Annotated in this window: 22 protein-coding genes; 10 read left to right on the top strand and 12 right to left on the bottom strand. The window is 51.9% G+C overall.

The window, feature by feature from the left end; translation table 11 throughout:
• Positions 1-15 precede the first annotated feature (15 nt).
• The 6 genes from mlaE to INP78_RS00625 form a co-directional block, all read right to left on the bottom strand.
• A complete protein-coding gene (gene mlaE, locus INP78_RS00650; protein WP_194740327.1) occupies positions 16-810 on the bottom strand; it encodes a lipid asymmetry maintenance ABC transporter permease subunit MlaE in 795 nt (264 codons plus the stop codon).
• Positions 810-1,613: an ABC transporter ATP-binding protein gene (locus tag INP78_RS00645; protein WP_194740326.1), complete on the bottom strand. Its 804-nt coding sequence runs from the start codon at positions 1,611-1,613 to the stop codon at positions 810-812. The genes mlaE and INP78_RS00645 overlap by 1 nt, the downstream gene beginning before the upstream one ends.
• 130 nt (positions 1,614-1,743) lie before the next feature.
• Complete coding sequence (locus tag INP78_RS00640; protein ID WP_194740325.1) at positions 1,744-2,385, bottom strand: type II secretion system protein; 642 nt, start codon at positions 2,383-2,385, stop codon at positions 1,744-1,746.
• Positions 2,386-2,579: 194 nt separating this feature from the next.
• Positions 2,580-3,719 carry a c-type cytochrome biogenesis protein CcsB gene (gene ccsB / locus INP78_RS00635; protein WP_194740324.1) on the bottom strand — a complete coding sequence of 380 codons (1,140 nt, stop codon included), beginning with the start codon at positions 3,717-3,719 and terminating at the stop codon, positions 2,580-2,582.
• 21 nt (positions 3,720-3,740) lie between these two features.
• Entirely contained in the window at positions 3,741-5,657 is a 1,917-nt protein-coding gene (locus tag INP78_RS00630) for a cytochrome c biogenesis protein ResB (RefSeq protein ID WP_194741064.1), read from the bottom strand.
• A gap of 224 nt (positions 5,658-5,881) precedes the next feature.
• Entirely contained in the window at positions 5,882-6,511 is a 630-nt protein-coding gene (locus INP78_RS00625; protein ID WP_194740323.1) for a cytochrome c, read from the bottom strand.
• A 112-nt stretch (positions 6,512-6,623) separates the two neighbouring features.
• Here INP78_RS00625 and yihA point away from each other — a divergent pair, with 112 nt between their 5' ends.
• Positions 6,624-7,259, top strand: coding sequence for a ribosome biogenesis GTP-binding protein YihA/YsxC (gene yihA / locus INP78_RS00620; RefSeq protein ID WP_194740322.1), 636 nt, complete (start codon positions 6,624-6,626; stop codon positions 7,257-7,259).
• A gap of 45 nt (positions 7,260-7,304) precedes the next feature.
• Here the strand turns inward: yihA and trmB are convergent, their stop codons facing one another.
• Positions 7,305-8,024, bottom strand: a complete 720-nt coding sequence (gene trmB, locus INP78_RS00615; protein WP_194740321.1) for a tRNA (guanosine(46)-N7)-methyltransferase TrmB — start codon at positions 8,022-8,024, stop codon at positions 7,305-7,307.
• A 721-nt stretch (positions 8,025-8,745) separates the two neighbouring features.
• The gene (locus INP78_RS00610) at positions 8,746-9,915 is read right to left on the bottom strand and encodes a class I SAM-dependent methyltransferase (RefSeq protein WP_194740320.1); all 1,170 of its coding nucleotides are present in this window, start codon (positions 9,913-9,915) and stop codon (positions 8,746-8,748) included.
• 42 nt (positions 9,916-9,957) lie between these two features.
• Between INP78_RS00610 and INP78_RS00605 the strand changes: the two genes are divergently transcribed.
• From INP78_RS00605 to topA, 4 genes are all read left to right on the top strand, one after another.
• Positions 9,958-10,710, top strand: a complete 753-nt coding sequence (locus INP78_RS00605) for a pteridine reductase (RefSeq protein WP_368667952.1) — start codon at positions 9,958-9,960, stop codon at positions 10,708-10,710.
• Positions 10,711-10,712: 2 nt separating this feature from the next.
• The gene (locus tag INP78_RS00600) at positions 10,713-11,036 is read left to right on the top strand and encodes a hypothetical protein (RefSeq protein ID WP_228522575.1); all 324 of its coding nucleotides are present in this window, start codon (positions 10,713-10,715) and stop codon (positions 11,034-11,036) included.
• A gap of 64 nt (positions 11,037-11,100) precedes the next feature.
• Entirely contained in the window at positions 11,101-12,045 is a 945-nt protein-coding gene (gene ttcA, locus INP78_RS00595; RefSeq protein ID WP_194740319.1) for a tRNA 2-thiocytidine(32) synthetase TtcA, read from the top strand.
• Between the two features lie 110 nt (positions 12,046-12,155).
• The gene (gene topA, locus INP78_RS00590; protein WP_194740318.1) at positions 12,156-14,771 is read left to right on the top strand and encodes a type I DNA topoisomerase; all 2,616 of its coding nucleotides are present in this window, start codon (positions 12,156-12,158) and stop codon (positions 14,769-14,771) included.
• A gap of 66 nt (positions 14,772-14,837) precedes the next feature.
• Here topA and INP78_RS00585 read toward each other — a convergent pair whose 3' ends face one another.
• Both INP78_RS00585 and metK read right to left on the bottom strand, forming a co-directional pair.
• Positions 14,838-16,067, bottom strand: a complete 1,230-nt coding sequence (locus INP78_RS00585) for an HD-GYP domain-containing protein (RefSeq protein WP_194740317.1) — start codon at positions 16,065-16,067, stop codon at positions 14,838-14,840.
• A 138-nt stretch (positions 16,068-16,205) separates the two neighbouring features.
• Complete coding sequence (gene metK / locus INP78_RS00580; RefSeq protein WP_194740316.1) at positions 16,206-17,369, bottom strand: methionine adenosyltransferase; 1,164 nt, start codon at positions 17,367-17,369, stop codon at positions 16,206-16,208.
• A gap of 166 nt (positions 17,370-17,535) precedes the next feature.
• Between metK and dapF the strand changes: the two genes are divergently transcribed.
• The 5 genes from dapF (at position 17,536) to INP78_RS00555 (ending at position 21,310) form a co-directional block, all read left to right on the top strand.
• Complete coding sequence (dapF, locus tag INP78_RS00575; protein WP_194740315.1) at positions 17,536-18,366, top strand: diaminopimelate epimerase; 831 nt, start codon at positions 17,536-17,538, stop codon at positions 18,364-18,366.
• 21 nt (positions 18,367-18,387) lie between these two features.
• On the top strand, positions 18,388-19,041 hold the full coding sequence (locus tag INP78_RS00570; RefSeq protein ID WP_194740314.1) for a DUF484 family protein: 654 nt from the start codon (positions 18,388-18,390) through the stop codon (positions 19,039-19,041).
• Between the two features lie 81 nt (positions 19,042-19,122).
• On the top strand, positions 19,123-20,004 hold the full coding sequence (gene xerC / locus INP78_RS00565; protein ID WP_194740313.1) for a tyrosine recombinase XerC: 882 nt from the start codon (positions 19,123-19,125) through the stop codon (positions 20,002-20,004).
• Positions 20,005-20,173: 169 nt separating this feature from the next.
• Positions 20,174-20,758 carry a superoxide dismutase gene (locus INP78_RS00560; RefSeq protein ID WP_194740312.1) on the top strand — a complete coding sequence of 195 codons (585 nt, stop codon included), beginning with the start codon at positions 20,174-20,176 and terminating at the stop codon, positions 20,756-20,758.
• A 99-nt stretch (positions 20,759-20,857) separates the two neighbouring features.
• Positions 20,858-21,310 (top strand): YiiD C-terminal domain-containing protein, encoded by a 453-nt coding sequence (locus INP78_RS00555; protein ID WP_194740311.1) that lies wholly within the window; start codon positions 20,858-20,860, stop codon positions 21,308-21,310.
• A gap of 30 nt (positions 21,311-21,340) precedes the next feature.
• Here INP78_RS00555 and INP78_RS00550 read toward each other — a convergent pair whose 3' ends face one another.
• A complete protein-coding gene (locus tag INP78_RS00550; protein WP_194740310.1) occupies positions 21,341-25,054 on the bottom strand; it encodes an EAL domain-containing protein in 3,714 nt (1,237 codons plus the stop codon).
• Between the two features lie 195 nt (positions 25,055-25,249).
• Positions 25,250-26,446 (bottom strand): CynX/NimT family MFS transporter, encoded by a 1,197-nt coding sequence (locus tag INP78_RS00545; protein WP_228522574.1) that lies wholly within the window; start codon positions 26,444-26,446, stop codon positions 25,250-25,252.
• Positions 26,447-26,492 lie beyond the last annotated feature (46 nt).

The raw sequence follows: 26,492 nt of genomic DNA, 5'->3' as shown, positions 1-26,492 counted from the left end.
CCGTACGCCCTGATGCTAAACCGCGATCATGAACGACGTTAATATAAAATCCAGCCCCAATACGGCCAGTGATGAAGTCACGACTGTCCTGGTCGTAGCACGGCTCACGCCTTCCGCTGTTGGTGGTGCGTCATAGCCTTCAAACAAGGCAATCATGGTACAGGCCACGCCAAACACCACACTTTTAAATACGCCATTCAAAATATCGTATTCCCAGTCAACATTGGCCTGCATTTGCGACCAGAATGCACCGGCATCGACCCCGATTAAAGGCACAGCCACCAGATAGCCGCCCAAAATACCGACCATGGAAAATAAGGTCGCTAGCACAGGCATGGCAATCACACCCGCCCAAAAGCGTGGCGCAATCACACGCGCAATCGGGCTCACTGCCATCATCTCCATGGCAGACAACTGCTCGGTCGCCTTCATCAGGCCAATTTCTGCCGTAATCGCCGTCCCGGCGCGTCCTGCGAACAGCAGCGCAGTGACTACAGGCCCCAGTTCTCTTACCAGCGCCAATGCCACCAGCACACCAATGGCTTCCGACGAGCCATATTTTTGCAAAGTATGATAGCCCTGCAACGCCAGCACCATGCCGACAAAGAACGCAGAAACCAGGATAATAATCAGCGACAATACGCCGGTGAAATACACTTCACGGATAGTTAATCTAAAACGACGGAAGCTTTCACCAGATGAAATCAGCGTCAGCCAGAACAAACGGCCACCGGCACCCAGTCGCCAGATTTTATTGATGCAGCCTGCGCCTAATTTGCTCAGCATGCGCTTTAATTTATGCAGCACCATTAACGCGCCCCTCTTAACAAACTGGCGTGATATTCAGGCGCCGCATAATGGAATGGCACCGGGCCATCTTTTTCGCCATGCACAAACTGGTGTACAAACGGTAACTCAGAATTGCGCAGGTCATCTGGCGTGCCTTCAGCAGCCACGACGCCATCTGCCACAAAATACACATAGTCGGCAAACTGAAAAGTCTCCTCAACATCGTGTGTCACGATAATTGAGGTCGCGCCCAACGCGTCATTCAGGCTGCGGATCAGATCACAAATCACTGCCATTGAAATCGGGTCCAAACCGGCAAAGGGTTCGTCATACATGATAATGCTGGGATCCAGCGCAATCGCGCGCGCCAGGGCGACACGTCTTGCCATGCCGCCAGAAAGCTCGGTCGGCATCAAGGCGTGTGCGCCACGCAAACCGACGGCGTTCAACTTAAGCAACACCAGGTCACGAATCATGCTCTCAGGCAGATTGGTATGCTCGCGCATCGGGAACGCCACATTTTCAAACACGGATAAATCCGTGAACAAGGCGCCGTGTTGAAACAGCATGCCCATTTTGCGACGCAAACGGTAAATGCCTTCACGGTCCTGCTGATGGACCACTTCGCCACCCACCTGCACCTGACCTTTGGTGGGCTTGAGCTGGCCGCCAATCAGGCGCAGCAAGGTGGTCTTGCCGCTGCCGCTGCCGCCCATAATGGCAACTACCTTACCTTTAGGAAAGGTCATATTGATGCCTTTATGCAACAAGCGGCCTTTATACCCAAAAGACAGGTCTTGAATTTCTACAATTGCGTTTGCCATAGGAAGTGGGTGATCTAAAACGGCTACCATTCTAAAACAGAATGTGTCTCAAACGTTGAATGTATCCGACATAAAACAAAAAGCCTGAAAAAATCAGGCCTTTTGTGTCAAATTTATGTTGTATTCTACACTAAAAACTCATGCAGACTAAATATGGGCTTGCCGCCGCAGGAGCCGCCTCCCCACTACCCGGCGTCCCATTCACCAGTATGCGCATAACGCCGGTATTACCTGCGCCATCGTCCAGCATGGTATCCAGTTGCAGCGCGTAGCGCCCCAGAATAGCATCTGAACACATAGCATGTGCGGTGTTAAAGGTGCCCGCAGTGACGGCCGCCAGCGCCGCAACACTAGTGACTCCCAACTGACCGCCCTCGCTATTGCGCGGCACATATTGCGCCGGGTTAGTAATATCAGTCGTACCAGTTGCCAATCCCGCCAGCCGCAAGTGCTGCCACAACAAAAATGACTCGTCCGTATCGGTCGTCGAGTTCCAGCCACCTTGTATCAAGCCATTCTGCGTTTGTCCATTGGTGCTAGCATTGGTGCCTGCGACATGTGTAGCTGCTGCATGGTCGTCACCAGGCAGCACGCGGAACCTGTCCTGATAGCCATAAAAGTAAGTGGGTATGTTTCTGAAATCACTGGCCAGACTTTTCACTTTGGCATTGGCAATCAACTCTTGCCCTCGCATCACCCCGGCGAGTAACAACCCTGCAATCACCAGCACGATGGCCAATTCAATCAAGCTAAATCCTAATGGCTTTTTCATTTTGAATCCTCCTGTTACCGAATCATTGTAAGAAGCATCACCTTGCCGGCATCAGCATTCATACGAAGCCGACTTGGGAAATATTAACATTAATTAATAAATATTAATATTACTTGATGGATGGGGTTCAGGAAAAACAAAAGAGAACGGGCAGATGCATCCGCATCCGCCCGTCATTAATCAACTATTAATACTTAGAGCGTGCCGTAGGAGTGCAAACCACTGAGGAACATATTGACACCAAGGAAAGCAAAGGTCGTGACCAGCAAACCAACCAGCGCCCACCAGGCCAGTACAGTGCCGCGCAGGCCCTTCATTAAGCGCAAATGCAACCAGGCGGCGTAGTTCAACCAGACAATCAACGCCCAGGTTTCTTTAGGGTCCCATGACCAATAACCACCCCAGGCTTCAGCTGCCCACATCGCGCCCAAAATAGTGGCAATAGTAAAGAATGCAAAACCAACCGCAATCGCCTTGTACATCAAATCATCTAACACATGCGGTGCAGGCAGGCGGCTGGTCAGCACACCATGCTTTGCCAGCAGGTAAGCACCGGCCACCATGGCCGCCAGCGAGAACGCACCGTAACCAATAAAGTTGGCGGGCACGTGTATCTTCATCCAGTAGCTTTGCAAAGCAGGCACCAACGGTTGAATCTCATTGGCATGACGGTCAAAGGTGTACCAGAGGATAAACCCCACCGCGGCATTAATCACCACCAGCACAAAGCCGCCCAATTGGCGTGTATTGAACAATTTTTCGTAATGCAAATACAGCAAAGACGTGATCAGGCAAAACAGGATAAAGACTTCATACAGATTGCTGATTGGGATATGGCCGACGTCCGGCGCAATCAGGTAAGATTCATACCAGCGCACCATGAGACCGACAAAACCGAACAGAGTCGCTGCCCACGTCAGTGCAGACGCCACTTTTGCCGTAAACGCCGACTTCTGGAACAGCGCCAGCCAATAGGTCAGCATGGCCAGCACAAACAGCACATTCATCCACATAACCGCCGATTGGCTCGCCAGCAAAAACTTCAGCAGAAAGCGCTGACCACCATTCGCCAGGTCACCGTGGTAGCTATAGACGCCGATTAAACTCAATACGGCCACGCCCAGTACCAGCCGTGCAATCGCTGACCAGCGCCAGCCCAGGTAACTAAACAAGGCGACCGCACCAAACAGAAAACTGACTTCATAGATATCCATAAAGCCTGCATAACGCTGGTAAGAGAAAATTCCGCCCGCCAGCAACAGCACGGCATAAATCCAGTCAAACTTGCTTAATGATTGCCAAAACGATGTTGGCTTCACTGATAATGTACTCATCGTATTCCCCTCTTCATTCCGTCAGGCTGTCGTGTGCAGCAGCGCCGTCAATTGCTGCTGTACACGCGCAAAGTCCTGATCCAGATCCATATTTTTACGGTTAGACGACATTGCCAGCAATACTTCTTGCTGTGCAGGTTTGATCAATAACCACAGGCGACGTTCCTTGATATAGAACATGGCAAAAATACCCAACACCAGCATCACTGAGCCGAAATATACCCAGTTCTGGCCAGGTGAGCGTGTCAACTGGAAGCCACTGGCCTGTTTCAGCGTGTAATTCTTGAGCTGGAAATAATATGGCGTGCCATAAAAAAACAAATCATTCATGGCATTCAGGCTATCCTGAATAAACATCGCCGTTTCCTGGGTTTCTGGCACAGGTGGCAACTGGCGCTGGGCGCGGCTCATCTGGTAGCCTTGCAGCGCGGCGCGGTTCAGCAACTTCAAATACGTTTGCGCAGCCTGCTCACGCTGGTCTTTCGGGACAGCACTTTCAATAATGCGCGATAACTCACTGTACCCGCCCTGTTTAAATGTCACCAGCAAATGTTGCAGGCTTTGCTCAAACTGAGCCCTCAACGCCGCATTATCGCCCGGCATTTGCTTGGCCACCTGACTGGCAATATCACGGATCGCCTGCTCGTTACGCAAGGTTTGGCGCAAATGCATAAAGCCATTGATTTCCAGTGCATCATCTGCCGGAATCCGCAAATATTTGAACTCATCCTGCACGGTTTCGCGCATACCAGAGACAAAATAAGAACGGCCATCCAGTTGTAATGGCTGCATATAGCTCATGTACTCGCGTGCCTGGCCGCTGGCGTTACGCAGTTTCAAGGTCGTGTTGGGGCCTACATTATGCGGTTTGCCTTTGCCATCGGCAGACAAATTCAAAATATTAAACTGGCGGAACTCGTTAAATTCCACTGTCATTTTTTGCGCACCGTCGCCCAGCGAGCCTTTTTGCGACACGACGCCATCGACATCAAAGCCATCCTGGTTGCTGGCGGCCAAATCCCATAATTTGAATTTGAGTTCAGAGCCACCATCCTGAAAGTCAGACTGGTAAATGGCAATGCCTTTATAGATATAAGGATGGTTGACGCGTATCGTCGCTTCGATCGGCTTGCTCAACTCAGAATCGGTGATGACGATATCACTCTCAAACGACTTCGGCATGCCGGTCGCGTAATGCTCAATGCGAAAATCCTTGAGCGCTACTGTAAATGGCAAATCCTGCACCAGGTAACCATCACGCACACGCACAAACGCCACATTATCGCGCTCGCCTTCCGGCAAGGTCATATTGGCGCGGAACGACAGGTTATCGACACCCAGGCGGCTTTCTGCGGGCACCTTGCGTGAAGAAATATCACGCGTCTCGATTTTTTTCCAACCGAGTAACTCCTGCACTTTGAATGGCAGGTTACCATCCAGCAAACCACCAAAACAGATCACGACAATCGCCACATGGGTAAAGATATAGCCCAGGCGCTGGTGCGTCCCCAGCTTGGCGGCAATTAACACATCACCATTATCTTGCTGGCGTGTTTTAAAGGTATAACGCTCTGCCGTTAAAAAGTCACTTAATTGCGTTTGTAGCGCCGCCACTGGCTGCGTTGTTGTCACACTGGCCTGATGACCAAACAAACGTAGCGATTTTTCAGTAGCGTGCTCTTTATAGACCTGCCACTCCTTGATCATAAGCGGTGCATTACGGATCACACACAATGTGGTCGACACCACCAGGAACAGCAGGATGATTAAAAACCAGGCCGCATGATAGACATCCAGCAAGCCCAGCATTTCAAACAGCTCAAACCAGAACTGGCCAAACTTGACGATGTAATTGGTATAAGGCTCGTTTTGTTTGAGCACGGTACCAATAATCGAAGCCACACCCAACAATGTCAACAGGCTCACAGCAAAGCGCATGGAGCTCAATAGCTCATACACACGCTGCGATAAGGAAATGGGAGCTTTCAAAACAATCTCTTTAAAATTGACTAGTTAAGGTTGTGCTTTTAAGGTTTTGATTGGATGCGTCAAACATAACAACAACGCAAGACGCGCAATTGTGGACGACATCCACCATAAAAGGTTGCATAGGCCTACAGTAAAAAAGGTGGCCGCAGCCACCTTTTTTCAATCAGCAAGCACTAGCGCAGACCTTGAATGTAATCTGCAACCGCTTGCATCTCGGCATCGCTCATTTTTGCCGCGATGGTCATCATCATCGGCGCATTGGCACGCTCACCCGTACGGAATGTTCTCAACTGTTGCACAGTGTAATCTGTGTGCTGACCAGCCAAACGTGGGAACTGTTTAGGCAAACCGGCACCTGTCGCACCATGACAAGCCGCACAGGCTGGCACCTGGGTTGCCGCAATACCGCCACGGTAAATCTTCTCACCTAAAGAACCCTTGCCGTTGCTTTTAGCCTTGGCCAGCTTGATGCTCTGGCTGGAGAAGTATTTCGCCAGACCTTCCATGTCTTCCTGGCTTAACGCGCCAGCCATCCCAGCCATCACCGGGTTAGCACGCGTGCCATCTTTAAAGTTGCTCAACTGCTTGAGCAAATACTCAGGATGCTGACCAGCCAGTTTCGGGTTGGTCGTAATCACACTATTACCGTCTGCGCCATGACAGGCCGCACACACGTTCTGGACAATCTTTTCTGGCCCATTCACTGCTGGTGCTGCCTCGGCAGAGGCGGCTTCTTCAGCAAATACAGGCTGCACGCCCATGGCCAGCAATACAAACAAGCCTGCTTTCAAACTATTCAACATGATAATAATGCCCCAACATTTTTATTGGGCGTCATTTTATCAAACAAACCCTGTTCGTGATAGCATGCGCAGTTGAATAGTCCATAAAACCTTGAGGCAACTCAATTCAATCATGCCAGTTTTTCAAAATGCCCGCTTTCACCTGTCGGCACATCATCTCCGTGACCTGCCGCCTGCCAGTGGCATCGAAGTCGCTTTTGCCGGGCGTTCCAACGCGGGCAAATCCAGTGCGTTAAACACCCTGGCCAACCATAACCGGCTGGCTTTTGTCAGTAAGCAGCCAGGGCGTACACAGCTCATTAACTTTTTCACGCTGGGGGACGACAAACACCTGGTCGACTTGCCTGGCTACGGCTACGCCAAGGTCCCCGAAGCCATGCGCATGCATTGGCAAAACGTATTATCGCGCTATCTTAGCGAGCGCCAAAGCCTGGCCGGACTGGTACTGGTCATGGATAGCCGCCACCCGCTCACCCCACTGGACCGACAAATGCTGGACTGGTTTTGCCCTTCCGGCAAACCGGTGCACGTACTACTGACCAAGAGCGACAAACTGTCGCGCAGCGAATCCACCATCCTGCTCGGCAAAGTGCGCAAAGAACTGCACACCGGCTGGGGCGATAAAATTACCGTGCAATTGTTCTCCAGCCTGAAAAAACTGGGCGTAGATGAAGCAGAAAAAGTCCTCGGAGAATGGTTTTTTGGCAACGACCCCGACACACAGGACGAACCAGCTAGCAGCGAATAAAAAAAGCAGACATTAGTCTGCTTTTTTTATTTTGCACACAAACCATTACACGCGTTTAAACACCAGATCCCAAACCCCGTGCCCAAGCTTCAAGCCACGATTCTCAAACTTGGTTAACGGCCGGTAAGACGGTTTCTCCGCATAATCCGACGCGGTATTTTGCAATTGCGGCTCACCCTGCAATACTTCCAGCACCCACTCGGCATACTCCTGCCAATCAGTCGCCACGTGAATGTAAGCACCCGCTTTCAATTTAGTACATAACAACTTCACAAACTCAGCCTGAATCAAACGACGCTTATGGTGCCGCTTCTTATGCCAAGGGTCAGGGAAGAAAATATGCACGCCATCCAGTGAGCCATCTGCCAGCATATTCTGCAGCACTTCCACCGCATCATGTTGAATGATACGGATATTGTGAATATCACCTTCTTGCATCAATTTGAGCAAACTACCCACACCCGGTGTATGCACCTCGACCGCCAGGAAATCACAATCCGGCAAAGTTTGGGCAATCTTGGCCGTGGCATCACCCATGCCAAAACCGATTTCGAGAATTTTTTTACTTTCCGTGCGGCCAAACGCCTGGTTTACATCCAGTGCCTGATCCGTATATTCAATGCCGAATGTCGGCCATGCTGTTTGCAAGGCCCGCTCCTGGCCTTTAGTCAAACGCCCCTGGCGCAAGACAAAACTGCGGATACGGCGCTGATAAGGCGCTTCGGAAGAGTCTGGGGTTTGGTCGATTTCAGTCATGGGGCGCATTATACTTTAAGAGCTTGTTTTCCTTCGAAAATAGCAAAAGAGTCCCAAAAGATTATTTCGCCTCTCGGCGAGTCACTTTCTGGTGCTTGTCCCCCAGAAAGTAACCAAAGAGGACGACACCCAGCCATCACGGCCTGCGGCTCCCTTGCGTTGCTCAACAAAATAAGCCGGTCACGAAACTCGCCCTGACAAGCCACACACTTCGTGGCTTGTTGCGGAGCTCACACAGTCGCTCCCTCTACTCTTATTTTGTCTCCGCCACTCAGCGTGATGGGATGGGATTTATCTCGCCAAACTAACCTTGTCGGGATTTGGACAGTTCAAAAAAACAGATTCTTTTTTCTTTAATTCGCTAACGGTTGCAGTCGCATGGTGTTCGGGGTCCCCATCTGCCGCGCCGAGTAGCACAGGCAAAATAAGGGAAAAGGGAGCGACTGTTCGAATCCCGCAGTAGCTCACGTTCTGTGTGAGCTACAAGGTTGAGTTTCGTGACCGCTTATTTTGACGAGCAACGCAGGATACAAGCGGAAGCTGGGGTGTCTTGTTCTTTGCCTTCTTTCTTATGGACAAGCATAAGAAAGAATGGTCGCCGACAAGGCGAAACACAGCGGTCATAAATTAACCTTGTGCAAGCAAAGAAAAGTAACTCGCCAAAAAGCGAAAAGCAACCTCTCAACTTACAACAATTACCGTCCCAAGCAAGCCCAAATAGACCCACCGGCTACAACTGATGCCGCTTATCCCCACTCACAAACCCCAACAAAGACTCACCCAACCCTTTACTCAGCGCCAGCACTTTAAACAACTCCCCCATTTCCGCCGGAGATAGTAGTTTTTGCACCGCTGCGACCATAGGCAAATAACGCGCACTATCCTCCGGCGAGACCATTTGTAGCAATTGCAAAATGCCACAATTCATTAAAAACTGTGCTTGTGTGGTATAGCCTGCACAATCAATCCCTTGCGCCAATGCGGCTTCTGCCATGGCGGTAAAATTCACGTGCGCCGTAATATCCTGCAAGCCAGGATAGATCAACGGATCATCATGCGCATAATGCTGAAAGTGGCACATCAACGTGCCTTGGCGGCGTTGTGGGTGATAGTATTCGCGCGCTGAAAAGCCGTAATCCAGCATAAGTATCACGCCTTGTTGCAGCATGTTTGCCAGGCTGGCAATCAACCCTGTGGCCGCCGGACAGACTTCGGTAATATAGCCATCAGGCAACTGGCTGCTGTCAATATCGGTCACCAATGATACATCTTGCAGCGGCCGCGTTTGCCAGGCTAATGACTGATCAACACTCAAGCCACGTTCCAGCCAGTGCCCAGCCAGCCATTCCACCACATGCACCGGAATCGCATCCAGCACTTCATTACCAACCACGACACCGGTAAATGCCTCTGGCAAGCGATCCAGCCATTGCACACGCCTGAACAAGTCCTCTGGCAACAAGCCCTGCAAGTATTCTTGCTGCCTTTGGCGCAAGTTAGCACTTACCTCAAGAATAAAGTAATGCTGTGGCAGTTGCTCCAACGCTGCCAGCCGCTGTAACACAGCCGCCGCCAGCTTTCCTGTGCCCGCCCCCAGCTCCAGCACATTACCCGTGGTCGCCTGCAGCACCTGCGCGACCTGATTGGCCAAGGCTTGTGAAAATAAAGGTGAGATCTCGGGCGCAGTGACAAAATCGCCGCCACGACCGAACTTATTGGCCTCGCCGCTGTAATAGCCAAGGAGGGGCGTGTACAACGCCATTTGCATGTAGTCGGCAAACGAGATCCAGCCACCCTGTAGCTGCACCTGCTGTTGAATATGTGCGAGTAATGTGTCGCTGTGCTGTTGCGCCGCGGCATCCAATGCCGGTAAGCGAGAAGAATTCGGTTGAGCAGTCATTCAGCCATTATAATGTGACCAGTCCAGAATAAAGAGACCACCGTGAATTTCCATTCCGTTCCCAAAGTTGTGCTGATTACCGGTGGTGCCAAACGTGTTGGCGCCGCCATCACCCGCGAGCTGCACCGCCAGGGTGCCAATATCTTGCTGCATTACCACACCAGCGCCAAAGAAGCACTTGCGCTGCAAGCCGAACTCAACCTGATGCGCGCTGGCAGCGTGGTGGTGGCGCAGGCTAACCTGCTCGACCTGGCTGCATTACCGCCACTGGTAGACACGGCACTGCAGCACTTCGGCCGCCTGGATGCACTGGTCAACAATGCTTCCAGCTATTACCCCACCCAGCTCGGCCAGATTGATGCAGCACAGTGGGAAGAGCTCATGGGCAGCAACCTGAAAGCGCCCTTATTTCTAAGCCAGGCGGCGGCCGACGCCTTGCGTGCCAGTCAGGGCTGCATCGTCAATATTACCGACATGCATATTGAGCGGCCGAAAAAGCACTATATTGTTTACAGCGCTGCAAAAGCTGGCCTGGTCAGTTTGACCAAGTCTCTGGCACAGGAACTGGCGCCTGACGTGCGTGTGAATGCGGTCGCCCCGGGGCCGGTGCTATGGCCGGACGATAACCAGGAATTTGATGAAGGTTACCGCCAGCAAGTGGTAAACCAAACCTTGCTCAAACGCACTGGGGAGCCATCCGACATTGCCAAGGCAGTCAAATTCCTGATTGATGATGCGCCGTTTATCACCGGTCATGTATTGGCGGTGGATGGCGGTCGCAATTTAAGTTTATAGCAATGGGGTCCAGCTCCCAAATCATCACTATTCACGCACAGGCACCAGCGAAACCCGCCTTGGGTGACACATGTAACGGGTGTGGCGTGTGTTGTGCTGCCGAGCCTTGCCCGGTCAGCCTGGCGTTACTCTGGCCACACCAGGCGCCATGCCGGGCGCTGATTTGGAGCGATTCAGCCCAACGTTATTTATGTGGCATGGTCAGCGAACCCGCCCGTTTTTTACGCTGGCTACCGCCAAGCATGAATGCAGCCGCCAGCCGCCTGTTCAAACGCTGGATCGCGGCGAATACTGCCTGCGATGCTGATGTTGCACTAACCGAATAAAATCAATCAGAATAATCAAAGACTTAGCGTGACTTTGCCTTGCTTTCCGCTATAATGCGCGCCTATGAAGATCAAACATTATCCAGACGACGTTAGCCAAAACTTTTTGAAACTGCGCAATCAGTTGATTAGCGCGACGGGTAAAGCCATTGGCGATTACAACATGATTGAAGATGGCGACACCGTGCTCGTGTGCATGAGCGGCGGTAAAGACAGCCATGCCATGTTGATGATTTTGCTGGCTTTGCAAGAGCGTGCACCGATCAATTTCAAACTGATCGCGATGAATCTGGACCAGAAACAACCAGGCTTTCCGGCAGATATTTTACCGGCCTACCTGGAAAAACTGGGCGTGGAGTACCGCATTGTAGAAGCGGACACTTACTCGATTGTGAAAGAAAAAATCCCAGAAGGTAAAACCACCTGCAGCCTGTGTTCACGCCTGCGTCGCGGCATTATTTACACCACTGCGCAACAACTGGGTGCCAATAAAATCGCCTTGGGCCACCACCGCGACGACATCGTACAAACCTTGTTCCTCAATATGTTTTACGGCGCCAAAATGAAAGCCATGCCGCCAAAACTGGCCACCAACCGTGGTGAATTCATGGTGATTCGTCCATTGGCTTATTGTGCTGAGAAAGACATTGCAGCGTATGCGCGCGGCATGCAGTTCCCAATTATTCCGTGTGATTTGTGCGGTAGCCAGGAAAATCTGCAACGCCAGAAAATCAAGGATATGCTCAACAACTGGGAGCGCGAGCAACCGGGACGTATCAATAATATTTTCCGCGCCATTGGCAATGTGGAACCTTCACACCTGGCTGACTTTGATCTGTATGACTTCAAGCACCTGAGCCAGGCCAAGGACGAAGACGAAGACCCGATGTTTGACCACGAGAAATTTTCTGCTGGCAACGACATGGCATTGTCGATTGCCTCTCAGGATGACAAACGCATTGAATTTGCGCGCAAACCGTTCCCGGTTGCAGTCAGCACTGAGGAATAACACAATGTTTCGGGGTGGAAAGGCTTTAATTCATGACTTTCCGCACCGATATATTGTCTAGTTGTTAAAACGCTTGCTATTATCTAGCCAACTCTTACACAGACCGCTCAATGTCAAAACTGCTGATCGTTGAATCACCCTCCAAGGCCAAAACCCTCAAAAAATATTTGGGCGGTGATTTTGAGGTCTTGGCTTCTTACGGGCATGTGCGCGACCTGATTCCTAAAAATGGCGCCGTCGACCCGACGCAGCAGTTCGCCATGAAGTACGACATCATCGATCGTAACAGCAAGCATGTAGATGCGATTGCCAAAGCAGTGAAGAGTGCCGACAGCATCTATCTGGCAACCGACCCGGACCGCGAAGGCGAGGCTATCTCGTGGCATATTGCCGAAATCCTGGCGGAAAAAAAGCTGGTCAAAAACAAGCTGATTAAACGCGTAGAGTTCAACGAAATTACACAAACCGCGGTGAAACACGCGATTGACCACCCACGTGATATTTCCATGGATTTGGTCAATGCACAACAAGCCCGCCGTGCGCTGGATTACCTGGTCGGTTTTAACCTCTCACCATTGCTGTGGAAAAAAATCCGTCGTGGTTTGTCAGCAGGCCGCGTGCAAAGCCCGGCACTACGCCTGATTGTAGAGCGCGAGCTGGAAATTGAAGCCTTTACCAGCCAGGAATACTGGAGCATCCATATGGGCGCGCTCAAGCATGCCCATGGCTTTGACGCCAGACTGGTGCAACTCAATGGCCAGAAGGTAGAACAGTTCACGGTCACCAACCATGACCAGCAAGCCGATATCGTTGGCAAACTGTTATTGGCCTCAGCGGGCAAAACCACCGTCACGCGCGTAGAGAAAAAACAACGCAGCCGCAGCCCGGCCGCACCATTCACGACGTCGACTTTGCAACAGGAAGCCGTGCGTAAACTCGGCTTTACCACCAGCCGCGCCATGCGCGTGGCGCAGCAACTATATGAAGGTATGGACGTTGGGAGCGGCACCGTCGGTTTGATTACCTACATGCGTACTGACTCGTTCAGCCTGGCGGCCGAAGCCGTGATGCAAATCCGTGATTACGTGAAAAAGTACTTTGATGCAGACTACCTGCCCAAGTCGCCCATCATGTACAAAACCAAAGCCAAAAATGCGCAAGAGGCGCACGAGGCGATTCGCCCGACTGACATTACACGCACGCCTGCGAGCGTGCGCCAGTACTTGAACGACGAACAGTTCAAACTGTATGAAATGATCTGGAAGCGCACCCTGGCCTGCCAGATGACGCAAGCCAAATATGATGCAGTGAGTGTGGACCTGGCCGTTGGCACAGACGCCAACCTGTTCCGCGCCACGGGTCAAACGCTGGTATTCCCGGGTTTTATTGCCGTCTACATGGAAGGCAAAGACGACGATAAAGACGACGAAGACGCGGAAGCCAAGTTGCCGCATCTGGAAACCGGCGAAGTCTTGACCGTTGAAAAGATTTTCGGCGAACAACACTTTACCGAACCGCCACCGCGTTATTCAGAAGCCAGCCTGGTCAAAGCGCTCGAAGAGTACGGCATTGGCCGCCCTTCCACTTACGCCAGCATTATCTCAACACTGCAAGACCGCGAATATGTGGTGCTGGATAAAAAGCGCTTTACGCCCACCGATGTCGGCCGCGTGGTGAATAAATTCCTCACTGAGCACTTCACGCAGTACGTGGATTACGACTTTACCGCTAAGCTGGAAAACGAGCTGGATGAGATCGCCGAAGGCAATCTGGACTGGGTACCCGTCATGGACAAGTTCTGGCAGGGATTCAACCAGCAGATCATCGTCAAGGCCGACGTTGAACGCCCGGGCAATGAGCTGATAGACGAAATGTGCCCGAAATGTGGCCGTCAGTTGCAGAAACAACTGAGCCGTTATGGCAGTTTTATCGGCTGTACTGGCTATAACGCGACGCCTAAATGCGATTACAAACGCAACCTGGATGGCGAAGCCAATATGGCCAGCGAGCCAGTGGTGATCGGGCAGGACGTCGACACCCAAAAAGACATTTACCTGATGAATGGTCCGTATGGTCCTTATTTACAGGTGGGTCAGCCAGTCGAAGGCGACAAGAAAAAACCCAAACGTGTCAGCATTCCTAAAGAAATTCCGCTGAGCCAGGTGAATATCGACACTGCGCACATGCTGCTGAGTTTGCCACGTGACTTGGGCCAACACCCGGAAACCGGCAAGAAAATTGTTGCGAATATCGGCCGTTTTGGGCCTTATGTGAATCATGATGGCAAGTTCAAGTCCATCCCCAAAACCGAGAGTGTATTTAGCATAGACCTGGAAGGCGCCGTGAAACTACTGGCGGCTGCCAATGGGCCGACCCCGTTGGCCGACTTGGGCGAACATCCTTCAGGCGAAGGCCGTATTGAAGTATTTTCTGGCCGCTTTGGCCCTTATGTGCAACATAATGGCATCCGTGCTACCTTGCCTAAGAGTGTGGCGCCAGAAGAGCTTAACGTAGAACAAGCTCTGGAATTACTGGCAGAAAAAGCCGCCAAAGACGGTGGAAAAAGTGCCAGCAAGAAGCCCGCCGCTAAAAAACCAGCAGCAAAAAAAGCCGCAGCGCCTAAAACCACTGCCACAAAAACAGCCGTGAAAAAACCTGCGGCCAAAAAAGCAACGACGACCAAAGCCGCCGCCAGCAAGCGGACGAAAAAGTCAGCAGAAGAATAAACAACCCATTAAAAAAGGAGCGCTAAGCTCCTTTTTTAATGCCCTCAATCCGTGGCTGACCCAACCTTAGTGGTTAGACCATAAGTGATCGATATTCCCCACGCCCCAGGTTGCCGCCGACTCATTACCGATAATCTCATCCATGCCTTTTGACAAATCAAGCTCTATCACCGGGATATGGATTTTCGATTTGGTCGAGAAGAATGCCTTGACGACTGGCTTGAGCAAGCTATCAGGCGTTTGCTTGACGACTACCGCCAAGCGCCCTGATTTCAGCATCACCACCGTGCCAATCGGATAAATACCCAAGCTTTTGACAAAGGCTTTAAATACCTCGGGGTCAAAATGACCGCTCCAGCTTGCCATGCGCTTGAGGGCCATGCCTGGCTCCCACGCCGGTTTATACGCACGCGTGGAGGTCACGGCGTCATACACATCGCAGATGGCCCCCATTTTGGCAAAAATGGTCATCTGATCGCCGCTCAAATGTTCAGGATAACCAGACCCATCCATTTTTTCATGGTGATGCAAACACACATCCAAAGTCACCGTATCCGAGATATTGGCTTTTACCAGCATGTCATGCCCCAGTTTTGGGTGCGTGCGAATAACATCAAACTCACTATCCGTCAGCGAGCCCGGCTTATTCAATATTTGCTGGGGAATCCCCGCCTTGCCCATATCGTGCATGAGCCCGGCCAATCCGGCCTGTTTGACTTCTGCCTCAGATAATTTAAGTTCTTTGGCGAGTGCGGTCATCAGCGCACAGACCGCCACCGAATGCATATAGGTGTAATCATCCACCGTTTTTAGGCGCACCAGGCTAATCAGTGCATGCACATTGCGCGTGACCGAGGCGGAAATCTCTTCCACTAACGGCATCACCGCTTCTGCTTCAATGGCCTTGCCCATGCGCAAATCTTTAAACATGGACTCGATTGCCCGGCGTGAGGAGGCAATAATCTTGGCGGCCTGCTCGCGTTCTGCTTCCAAGGTGGCAGGCTTTAACTTGTCGTCCCCCGCATTGTCAGCAACCACCGGGCCATCCAGTTCCAACATGGCCATTTCTTTGTCTGTGAGCTGGCGATCAGCCGTATCAGGCTCAGCTGCCACATCCAAGCCCTGGCTGGCATCAATCACCACCTCCTTCAGAGAGCTGGCGCGAAGCTTCTGCAAATCGACAGGGTCATTCAATACAAACTTGGTACGCCAAAACGGGTGATCCATCCATGGGCCCTTTAGCTCATGGATATACATCCCCAGACGTACCTCGTTAATTGCTATTGTTTTTAACATATCGCCCTGACTGCCCCGCATAATGTTTACATCTTATAATTGATTATCGGAAAAAAATTGAAAAAAAAGAGGGCTAAAAGCCCTCTTTAAAATTACTTTTATATGCATGTTTTAACATGCAGTCTGGTTATAGCAGATTTACAAGCCAGCGGCTGCGCGCAACGCAGCTGCTTTATCCGTCGCCTCCCAGCTAAACTCTGGCTCATCACGGCCAAAGTGGCCATAAGCCGCTGTTTTGCTATAGATAGGACGCAACAGGTCCAGCATCTTCACGATGCCTTTTGGACGCAGATCAAAATGCTCGCGCACCAACTGTGTCAGACGCTCATCTGAAACTTTGCCTGTACCATAGGTTTCTACCATGATAGAGGTTGGCTGTGCCACGCCAATGGCGTAGCTGACCTGCACCAGGCACTTGTCGGCCAACCCGGCCGCCACAATATTTTTTGCCACATAACGCCCTGCGTATGCGGCTGAACGATCTACCTTGGAAGGATCCTTGCCAGAGAACGCGCCACCACCGTGAGGTGCGGCACCGCCATAGGTGTCGACAATAATCTTGCGGCCAGTGAGGCCACAATCGCCTTGCGGACCACCGATCACAAAACGGCCAGTCGGGTTCACTAGGTATTTAATCTCGCCTTTAATCAGCTCGGCAGGCAAGGTTGGCTTGATGATTTCTTCGATCACGGCTTCACGAATCGCGTCCAGGCTCATGTCTGGCGCATGTTGTGTGGACACCAGGACGGTATCAATTTTGAACGGCTTACCATCGACATACTGAATGGTCACTTGTGACTTGGCATCCGGGCGCAACCATGGCAAGCGGCCATCTTTACGCAACTGGGACTGGCGCTCCATCACACGGTGGCTGAGCCAGATCGGCAATGGCATCAATTGCGGGGTTTCATTCACTGCATAGCCAAACATCAGGCCCTGGTCACCCGCACCTTGATCCAGCGGATCATCATTCGCGTTATCCACACCCTGGGCGATATCTGGGGATTGTTTGTCATAAGCGACTAATACCGCGCACCCTTTGTAGTCGATGCCGTATTCGGTATTGTCATAGCCAATGCGTTTGATCGCATCACGTGCGACCTTGATGTAGTCGACATTGGCAGTGGTCGTAATTTCACCGGCCAGCACCACCAGGCCGGTATTGGCCAGGGTTTCTGCGGCGACACGCGCAGTTGGGTCTTGGGCTAAAATCGCATCCAGAATGCTATCAGATACCTGGTCAGCTAATTTGTCGGGATGGCCTTCGGACACGGATTCCGAAGTAAAAAGATATTCACTCATGTTTGACGCCTTGAAAAGTAATAAAGTTAATAAATGGTACTGACTAAAGGCTGAAGCCAGCACCCAAAATTGGGAACAAAGATTCTACCTGAGATTATTTATGCCAAGGAATAAATCTTCGTTCTATGGATGCCTTCAACGGCACGATGGAGTATCATCTTGAGCTATGAAATTACGATTTACCAAAATGCAGGGCGCAGGCAATGACTTTGTCGTGATTGATGCCACCAAAACGCCTGTACAGCTTTCTCATAGCCAAATTCAGCATATCGCCAACCGTTTTTTCGGCGTCGGTTGCGACCAGTTGCTGATGGTCGAATCAACGGAAACCGCTGGTGTGGATTTCCGCTACCGCATTTTTAATGCCGATGGCGGTGAGGTCGAGCAATGCGGCAATGGCGCGCGTTGCTTTGTGCGCTTTGTGGTTGAAAAAGGCCTGACGCAGAAACATGAGATTAAAGTAGAAACTGCCAGCGGTGTGATTACGCTGATGCTGCAGGATGATGGGCAAGTGACGGTCAACATGGGTGCGCCGCGCTTTGTCCCCAAGCAGATTCCATTTGAGGCCGAGGCACAAGCCACCTCTTACGAGCTCCCGCTCAACAACGAAACCGTGACCGTGAGTGCGGTATCCATGGGTAACCCGCATGCCGTCATGCTGGTAGACAATGTACACACGGCCGAAGTCGCTATCCTGGGGCCACAAATCGAATCTCACCCACGCTTTCCGCAACGGGTGAATGCGGGTTTTATGCAGGTGCTTAACGAGCATGAAATCAACCTGCGCGTGTATGAACGTGGCAGTGGTGAAACCTTGGCCTGCGGCACTGGCGCATGTGCCGCGGCGGTCAGTGGCATACAGCTGGGTGCATTGCAAAGCCCGGTCAAAGTGCATACCCGTGGCGGTATTTTAACCATTCAATGGACAGGCGATCACGCGCCGGTCATGATGACAGGACCGGCAGAGATTGTCTTTGACGGCGAAATAGAGATTTAGAGAGACAAGAACAGCAGCATCATGGAAGAAAGCATTAACGAAAGCGATATCAAGCACTACCTCAAGGCGCATCCAGACTTTTTCGAAAGTCATGCCCACTTGCTGGCAGAGCTCTTTTTACCCAGCCCACATGGCAAAGGCACCATCTCACTGGCGGAACGTCAGCAGATTGCCCAGCGCGACAAAATACGCGTACTCGAATCACGCTTTACCGAGCTGATTTTAACCGCCGAAGAAAACGAAGCCACGGCAAACAAGGTGCACGAGCTGACACTTGGACTGTTATTTGCCAAAGATGTCGCCGCACTGCATACCCACCTGGTGGAGTTTCTGGCGACGCATTTTCAGTTACCCAATGCGCAACTCAAGCTCTGGGTCAACGACAGTCATGCCGCTGACCACCTGTTCATAGACGCAGAAGACTCACTCAAAAACTGGGCTAAAGACCTGAGCCAGCCTTATTGCGGCACCTTGCCGACTATGGATATCGCCGGCTGGTTTACCGACACACCCGCGTCACTGGCGGTGATCCCTATGCGCTACCAGGAAGTCACTTTTGGCCTGATGGCCATCCCCAGTGAACAACGCAGCCGCTTCTACGCGGGCATGGGCACCCTCTTCCTCAACCGTATCGGAGAGTTGGTCAGCGCGTCTCTGGCCAGATACATTATATGAAAGCCCCCGCTGAGGTTTCCGCCAAGAGGGATATTCTTGCGGCAATTGTCAGCGTAGGGCCCATTCTTAGAGGCGGTCATCATGCATGAGATGCTGGATGACTACCTCGACTTCCTGCACTTTGAACGTGGACTCAGCGAGCACACGCGCAATAACTACCAGCGCGATATTGAGCGCTTGTTACAACAACATGCAGACAAACTGCAGGCACTCACCCCGCAAGACATTCGTCGCCAAATAGCCAACCTCAACAGCCAGGGCATGCATGGCCGCAGCATCGCGCGCATTTTGTCCAGTTGGCGTGGTTTTTACCGCTACCTGGTGTTACATAAAAATTTTCCGGCCAATCCTGTGATTGGTTTGCGCGCACCTAAAGCACCAAAATCTTTGCCACATGCACTGTCGATTGAACAAACGATCAAACTGGTCGAAATCGAAGGCGATGAAGCGATTACGCAACGCGACCGTGCCATGCTGGAGCTGTTTTACTCCTCAGGCCTGCGCCTGAGCGAGCTGGTTGGCTTGAATCTCGACAGACTGGACCTGCAAGAAGGCCTGATCACAGTGATTGGTAAAGGCAACAAAACCCGCATGGTGCCCTTGGGCAGCAAAGCCATCTCTGCGCTCAAAGACTGGCTGGCCATAAGGCCGCTGTGGCTCACGAAACGCCCGACAGAAATGGCCGTCTTTGTTAGCCAGCAAGGCCGCCGCATCCATGCCCGCACCGTGCAAACCCGTATCAACCACTGGGTCACCAAACAGGGATTGCATAACCATGTGCACCCGCACATGCTGCGCCACAGCTTTGCCAGCCATGTTTTGCAGAGCAGCGGTGATTTGCGCGCCGTGCAAGAAATGCTGGGACATGCCAATATCAGCACCACCCAGGTTTACACCCATCTAGACTTTCAACATTTGAGTAAAATTTACGACGCGGCCCATCCGCGTGCACGCAAGAAATAATCCCCTTCTGCACAATGATGTGCGCAGTCAAGGTTTTGCTAGACCGCAAAATATGGCAAAATAACCCTACTAAATTGGTAAACCTTTGCCAGTCTCGTGACTCTAATGTCGCAACGTCTTAGCTTACAAAAGCAGGCAACCATTTCAACAAACCAAAAAAGGAAATTCCATGGAACACGCCTTACCAGCTTTGCCATTTGCAAAAAATGCATTGGCCCCACACATGTCAGAAGAAACTTTTGACTACCACTACAGCAAGCATCACCAAGCGTATGTGACCAACCTCAACAACCTGATCAAAGGCACCGAGTTTGAAAATGCGGCGCTGGAAGACATCATCAAAAAATCTTCTGCTGGCATCTACAATAACTCAGCCCAGGTTTGGAACCACACGTTCTTCTGGAACTGCCTGTCTCCAAACGGTGGCGGCGAGCCAAGCGGTGCTTTGGCAGCAGCCATTAACGCCAAATGGGGTTCATACGAAGAGTTCAAAAAGGCATTTCAAGCTTCAGCCGTGGGTAACTTCGGTTCAGGCTGGACATGGCTGGTGAAAAAAGCCGACGGTTCTGTTGATATCGTCAACATGGGCGCCGCAGGCACCCCACTGACGACTGGCGACATAGCCTTGCTGACCATCGACGTATGGGAACACGCTTACTACATCGACCACCGCAATGCGCGTCCAAAATTTGTCGAAACGTTCCTGAATCACCTGGTGAACTGGGAATTTGCAGCGAAGAATTTCGCGGCTTAATGTCGACTATTGTTGAGCAATCAACAATGGCTAGTCTCAAAAAGCCTCAAGCCTTGCTTGAGGCTTTTTACTTGTAAGCAGCCGCCATAAGGACTCACCATGACCACGCTTGAAGCAACATTTGAACAGAAGCTGTTTGAACTGATCCCGCAAACCAGGAATCTGGGTATCCAGATCACGCAGATTGCAGACACTGAGTTGCACGTGCGCGGCTCTTATGCGCTGAATAAAAATCATCTGGATATTGTATTTGGTGGCAGCATTGCCGCCATTTCGATCACGACGGCCTGGTCATTACTGCAACACAAAATACAGCAAGCCGGACTGATAGGAAGCCTGGTGATCAAGCAGCAAGAGATCAAGTTTCTGTTGCCAATACATAGCGATTTTGAGTGCGTGGCGTCATTGCAATCCGAGCAGGACTGGCCATTATTCCTGGACAGTTACCAGCAGCGCGGTCGAGCCAAGCTGATCGTCAATGCGCACATTCTGTGCGACACCAGAGTAACGTCCACGTTTCAAGGTGTGTTTGTGTTATACCAACCGAGCTGAGTCACCTTCACGCGGCGCTGAATATGGCTCTTATATGGCCTGCAAGGCAGCGTTGCTCCTGGCAGGCTGTTGCGACTGCGCAACCCAGGCTTCAAACATCTCTAAGGGCAAAGGCTTGGTAAAGTAATAGCCCTGGAAAATTTCGCAACCCAGGTCTTGCAGTACATTGAGCTGCGCTTCGGTTTCGACACCTTCGGCCAGGATTTCCAACTTGAGGCTTTGCGCCAGCGAAATGATGGCATTGACGATACTTTCGTGGTCGTGGCCGTTGAGCATATCGCGCACAAAAGACTGGTCGATTTTCAACTGGTCAAATGGCAAGCGTTTCAGGTAGGACAGCGAAGAATACCCCGTGCCAAAATCGTCCAGCGAGAAGCAGACACCGGTTTGCTTGAGGGCTGCCATTTTGGCAATGATGTCCTCCACATTATCGACCAGCATGCTTTCTGTCAGCTCCAGCTTGAGATTGCCTGGGTTGATGCCTGTTTCAGCAAGCATATGTTGCACTTCTGCCACAAACTCAGGCTGCAAGTATTGCTTGGGACTGACGTTGACCGACAGCACCAGGTGACGTAGCACTGGGTGATCGGCCCAGCGCTGCAACATGCCGCAGGCTTCTTGCAATACCCAGCGGCCCAAGGCCACAATCTGGCCGGTATTTTCTGCCAAGCTGATAAATTGCCCGGGCATAATGACGCCATGGTCGGGATGCTGCCAGCGCACGAGTGCTTCAGCCCCCACGATATGATGTTGCTGGTCGTATTGCGGCTGAAAATGCAGGATGAACTCCTGTTTTTCAAGCGCAATGTGCAAATCGGCTTCCAGCGCCGCGCGTTGGAGCAGCTCGGTTTCCATTTGTGTATCAAAGAACTGATAGCCATTGCGTCCGGCTTCTTTGGCTTTATACATCGCCATGTCCGCACGGCGCAGCAGTTCGTCTGTCTGACTCATGTGTTCCGGATCAAACAGCACAACGCCGATACTGGGCGTGGTGTAGTGTTGGTAATGCTTGAGGTTAAATGGCTTTTTAAACGCGGCCAGAATCTTTTCGCACACGCGTCTGGCCTGCTTTTCAGCCTGTGCGGCATCATGATGCAAGCTATCGAGCACGACGACAAACTCATCGCCGCCTAAACGACTCACAGTATCAAAGCGTCGCACGGACTGTTTGATGCGCTTGGCCACTTCAACCAGCAAGGCATCCCCCACATCGTGGCCATGCGTATCATTGAGTGTTTTAAAGTTATCGATATCAATAAACAGCAAGGCGCCGCCCGTTTCCTTGCGCATGGCTTTGCGCACATGCGAAGCCAGCTTTTCCTGCAACAACATGCGGTTAGGCAAGCCGGTCATGGTGTCGTAATAAGCCAGCTGACGAATTTGCGCATCGGCCTGTTTGCGTTCGGTAATATCCCTGAGCACCGCCACCCAATGCGTGACCAAGCCCCCTTTATCCAGCAACGGCAGTGCATCCATTTCAAGTGAAATGCCTACACCGTCCTCATTCACGGTCACCACCTCGGTTTTGACCGGTCGCATGTGCTGAAAGGCTTCTTTGATGCGCTCCAGTTCGCGCCCTGGCGTCGCCTCCTGAAATAACTCAAACGGGGAAATACCCCCCAGTAAGTCGACTGAGCGGCCAGTAATACGGGTAAATGCGTCGTTCAAAAACACGATTTTTTGCTGCATGGGCGCGTGCAGCGGCGATTCGGTAATCATCACAATATCATTGAGCCTGGACACCCCATTTCGCAACAAATGCAGTTGCTCGTCTGACTGTTCACGCTCAATCGCCAGCCCGAGGATCTGCGCATAGCTGTCGATAAAATCCAGTTCTGCCACGTGCGGGCTATGCCGTTGCTGGCGATACATGGCCAGCAGCCCCAGTACACGGCGGCTGCGCGATAAAATAGGCATGGTCCAGCAGGCGCGCAAACCATGGGTGATGGCCAGTTCACTGCATGTCTGCCATAAGGGATGCGTACTGATATCTTCAGCAATCACGCGGCCTTCTGTCAGCGCGGCAATGCCACCGGTGCCCAACTCGAGGCCATCAATGGCTTTTGCATAGGCCGCAGGCAGCTTGGCTGAAGCGGTGCGGCGCAAATGCTGGCCTTCTTTATCCAGCAGCAACATGGCACAACTGACATCCGGGAAATGCTGTTCGATGAGTAACACGGCAGCGTGCAAAATGTCTGGCAATGCCACATCGGCCAGCATCATGGCCTGAATTCTATCTTGCCCCTGTTTAATGGCCGCGAGCTGTTTGTGTGCGGTAATATCCTGCAATGATCCTTGCAGTTTAACGATCTTGCCTTCGCTATCACGCACCGGCCGCCCCATGGCGCGCACCCAGAAACGGCGGCCATTGGCCGTGATCTTTTCCATCTCCAGGTCATAAGGCATGCCTTCATCGATACATTGTCGAATCGCACTGCACATCAATGCCTGATACTCAGGCACAAACATGCTCAAGCCTTCTTCTACCGTCGGCGAGTAGCCTGGCGGCATATCATGCAAAATGGCTACTTCGTCTGACCAATGTATGAGGTTGGTTTTAAGGTCTATCACCCAACCGCCGATTTTCGCCACGCTGCCTGCCACCTTGAGCAGGTATTCCGCTTGTGTACGACGGTCAATTTCGTTTTGCAATGCCTGGGTGCGATGGACCACTTGCCGCCTGATCTGCAAGTTCCACAGAAAGGTCACCCCTAATACCAGCAACAGAATGGCCACGCCACGCGTGAACCACAGCATATAGGGCCGTTTCACCAGCACATCGCCCTGATAGACAAACCCTTTCAGGCTGTATTGCGCCGGAATCAGCCCTAGCTCAGCAAACGTGCTGGCAATACTATCCCAACGGTCTTCATTCATATGCCCCCAGGGAACCACTTCTGACAGCACATAGGGCACCATCAAACGGGCTTCCTGCATCAGCGTTTGCTTGGTAATCCCGCGTTTGGATACCCCAGGCATCGCGGCAATCTGCTCGACCAGCGTCTCTTTATGATTGAATGCATATGCCCACCCTTTTTTAGTCGCCCGCAGAAAAGCCTCCACGCGCTCCGGGTGCATGGCCAACTCTCGCTCGGACGTGAATAAAATATCACCATAAAAATCCACGCCATAGCCCTGGTTACTAATGATGGCAGGCGAGTATCCCATTTGCTGCAATTGCACAGGTTCATCCATGGCGTAGGCCGAGATGGCATCCACCTTGCCATCAATCAAGTCTTGTAAACGCCAGCTATGCGGCAAAATGGTCATCTGCCTGATATCTATATTGCGTTTGAGCAGCATGGCTTTAAACTGCAAACCACCCTGATCGCCAGACATCATGATGCGTTTGCCGATCAGATCTTCAGGCTGGTATATGCCACTTTCATTCAAGCTGAGCATGACATAAGGGGAGTGCTGAAAAACGGCAGCCAGCGCGACCACAGGTTTACCAGCAACGCGGGAGACCAGGATCTCTGAATCCCCAATCGAGTAGTCTGCCTGGCCTGACAGCACCTGCTGTAAAGGCGGCCTATCCTTGCTGCCTTCGATGATCTCGACGTCCAGCCCTTCATCACGGTAATAGCCCTGTTGCTGGGCCGCATAATAACCGGCAAACTGAAACTGGTGATGCCACTTGAGTTGTAACTTGATATGCTCGGACGCAGCGGCCACAGTCGCAATCGCCAGGCACACGCATGCCAGCAGCCATTTGCATAATGTAAGAATCAATCCGCGCTTCATGAGTATCCGAACAACGTGAAAAACATTGGATTGGCCGATTACAACCAATCTCATCCAACTGTGTTTATACCGCACAGCAGGCTGACCGCATTAAGCAAACAGACAACAATTTATAGCTGTATCAATCGAATTGACGACTATGCGCTTTAGCCTCAATCCATCACGCGTGCTGAAAGCATCATGCGTGATTCATCACTACCCTGCGGCCTGGCCAGGCTTTAGGGTAAATGCAAGCAAAAACATCATGCAAGACACCAGGCATAACAATTGAAAACCACTCTCGAAGTGACCACTCACATCACGCATACGCCCCACAATAAAAGGGCCACACGCCGCAATCAGATAGCCAACCGTTAATACGAACGCATTCCAGCGATTGGCCGCGTCCGGCGTATGTGTATGGTCCAGCGGCAAGGTCATGGCCAACGTAAATGCCCCGCCGAGACCAAATGCCGTCAGCGGCACCCACAACCACGGCCAGGCACCAGGTGTCGCCATGCCTGCCAGGCCAATGGTGGATATCAAGGCACATCCTGCGAGCCAGCCGCGTCGATCAGGGTGTCGGCTATACATGCCAACCACCGGGCTGGCCAACATAAAGCAAAATGTAAAACTGGCGAGGACGGCGCCGGCCTCGGCCGCAGGCATGCCACTTTCCTGATACATCGCCGCGGTCCAGGTGAGGATGGCATAAAACAGGAAGTTAACGCAGGCAAAGAACAAGGCAATCATCCAGGCTACGGGGGTGCGCAAAGGCAGGCGCGAGGGTGCTGCCTGTGTCGAAGTCACATTGACTGCGCGCGTGGTGACTGATTTGCGTATGACTTGCCACCAGGCCACCATAGCGATCACCCCCAGCACTGCCCACAAGCCGGTCGCGACCCGCCAGCCCGCAGTTTGCAATATCCAGCCCGTCAGCCCGGCCGACAAAGTGCTGCCCAATGACAAGGCGGTGGCATAAATGCCCATGATGAATGCCGCTCGATTGGCAAAACTGGCTTTAACGATGCCGGCAAACATGGCGCCTGCGACAGCAATACCCGCCCCCACACCGACGGTACTGGTCATGAGCAAACCACTTCCCGCAGAGTAAGCGCGTACTAACATTGAAAGACTCAGCACACTCAACGCAAACATCAGCACGTTATTGACACCAAATCGGCGTACCAGCCACGGCGTAGGCAACGCCAACGCGCCCATTAATACATCAGGGATTGCCGTCATCATTGAGGCCATGGCGTGACTCAATTGAAAGGTGGCTATGATGGCAGGCAACGCAGGCCCCATGGAAACAATCCCCGGCCGCAGGCCTATCGCCACCAGCACAATCGCCAACACTAACCACCACTCCGTTTTAGAGAAACCCGCAGCGGTTCCCTGGCTATTTTTCATCTTTTGCTCCTGATATCAAACCATGCAAACGTCACTGTAACGGGGA

This window comes from Methylophilus sp. 14 (assembly GCF_015354345.1).
In the GTDB taxonomy this organism is placed as follows: Bacteria; Pseudomonadota; Gammaproteobacteria; order Burkholderiales; family Methylophilaceae; genus Methylophilus.
The sequence above is the reverse complement of the archived record's forward strand: the minus strand, read 5'-3'. Positions and strand labels throughout refer to the sequence as shown.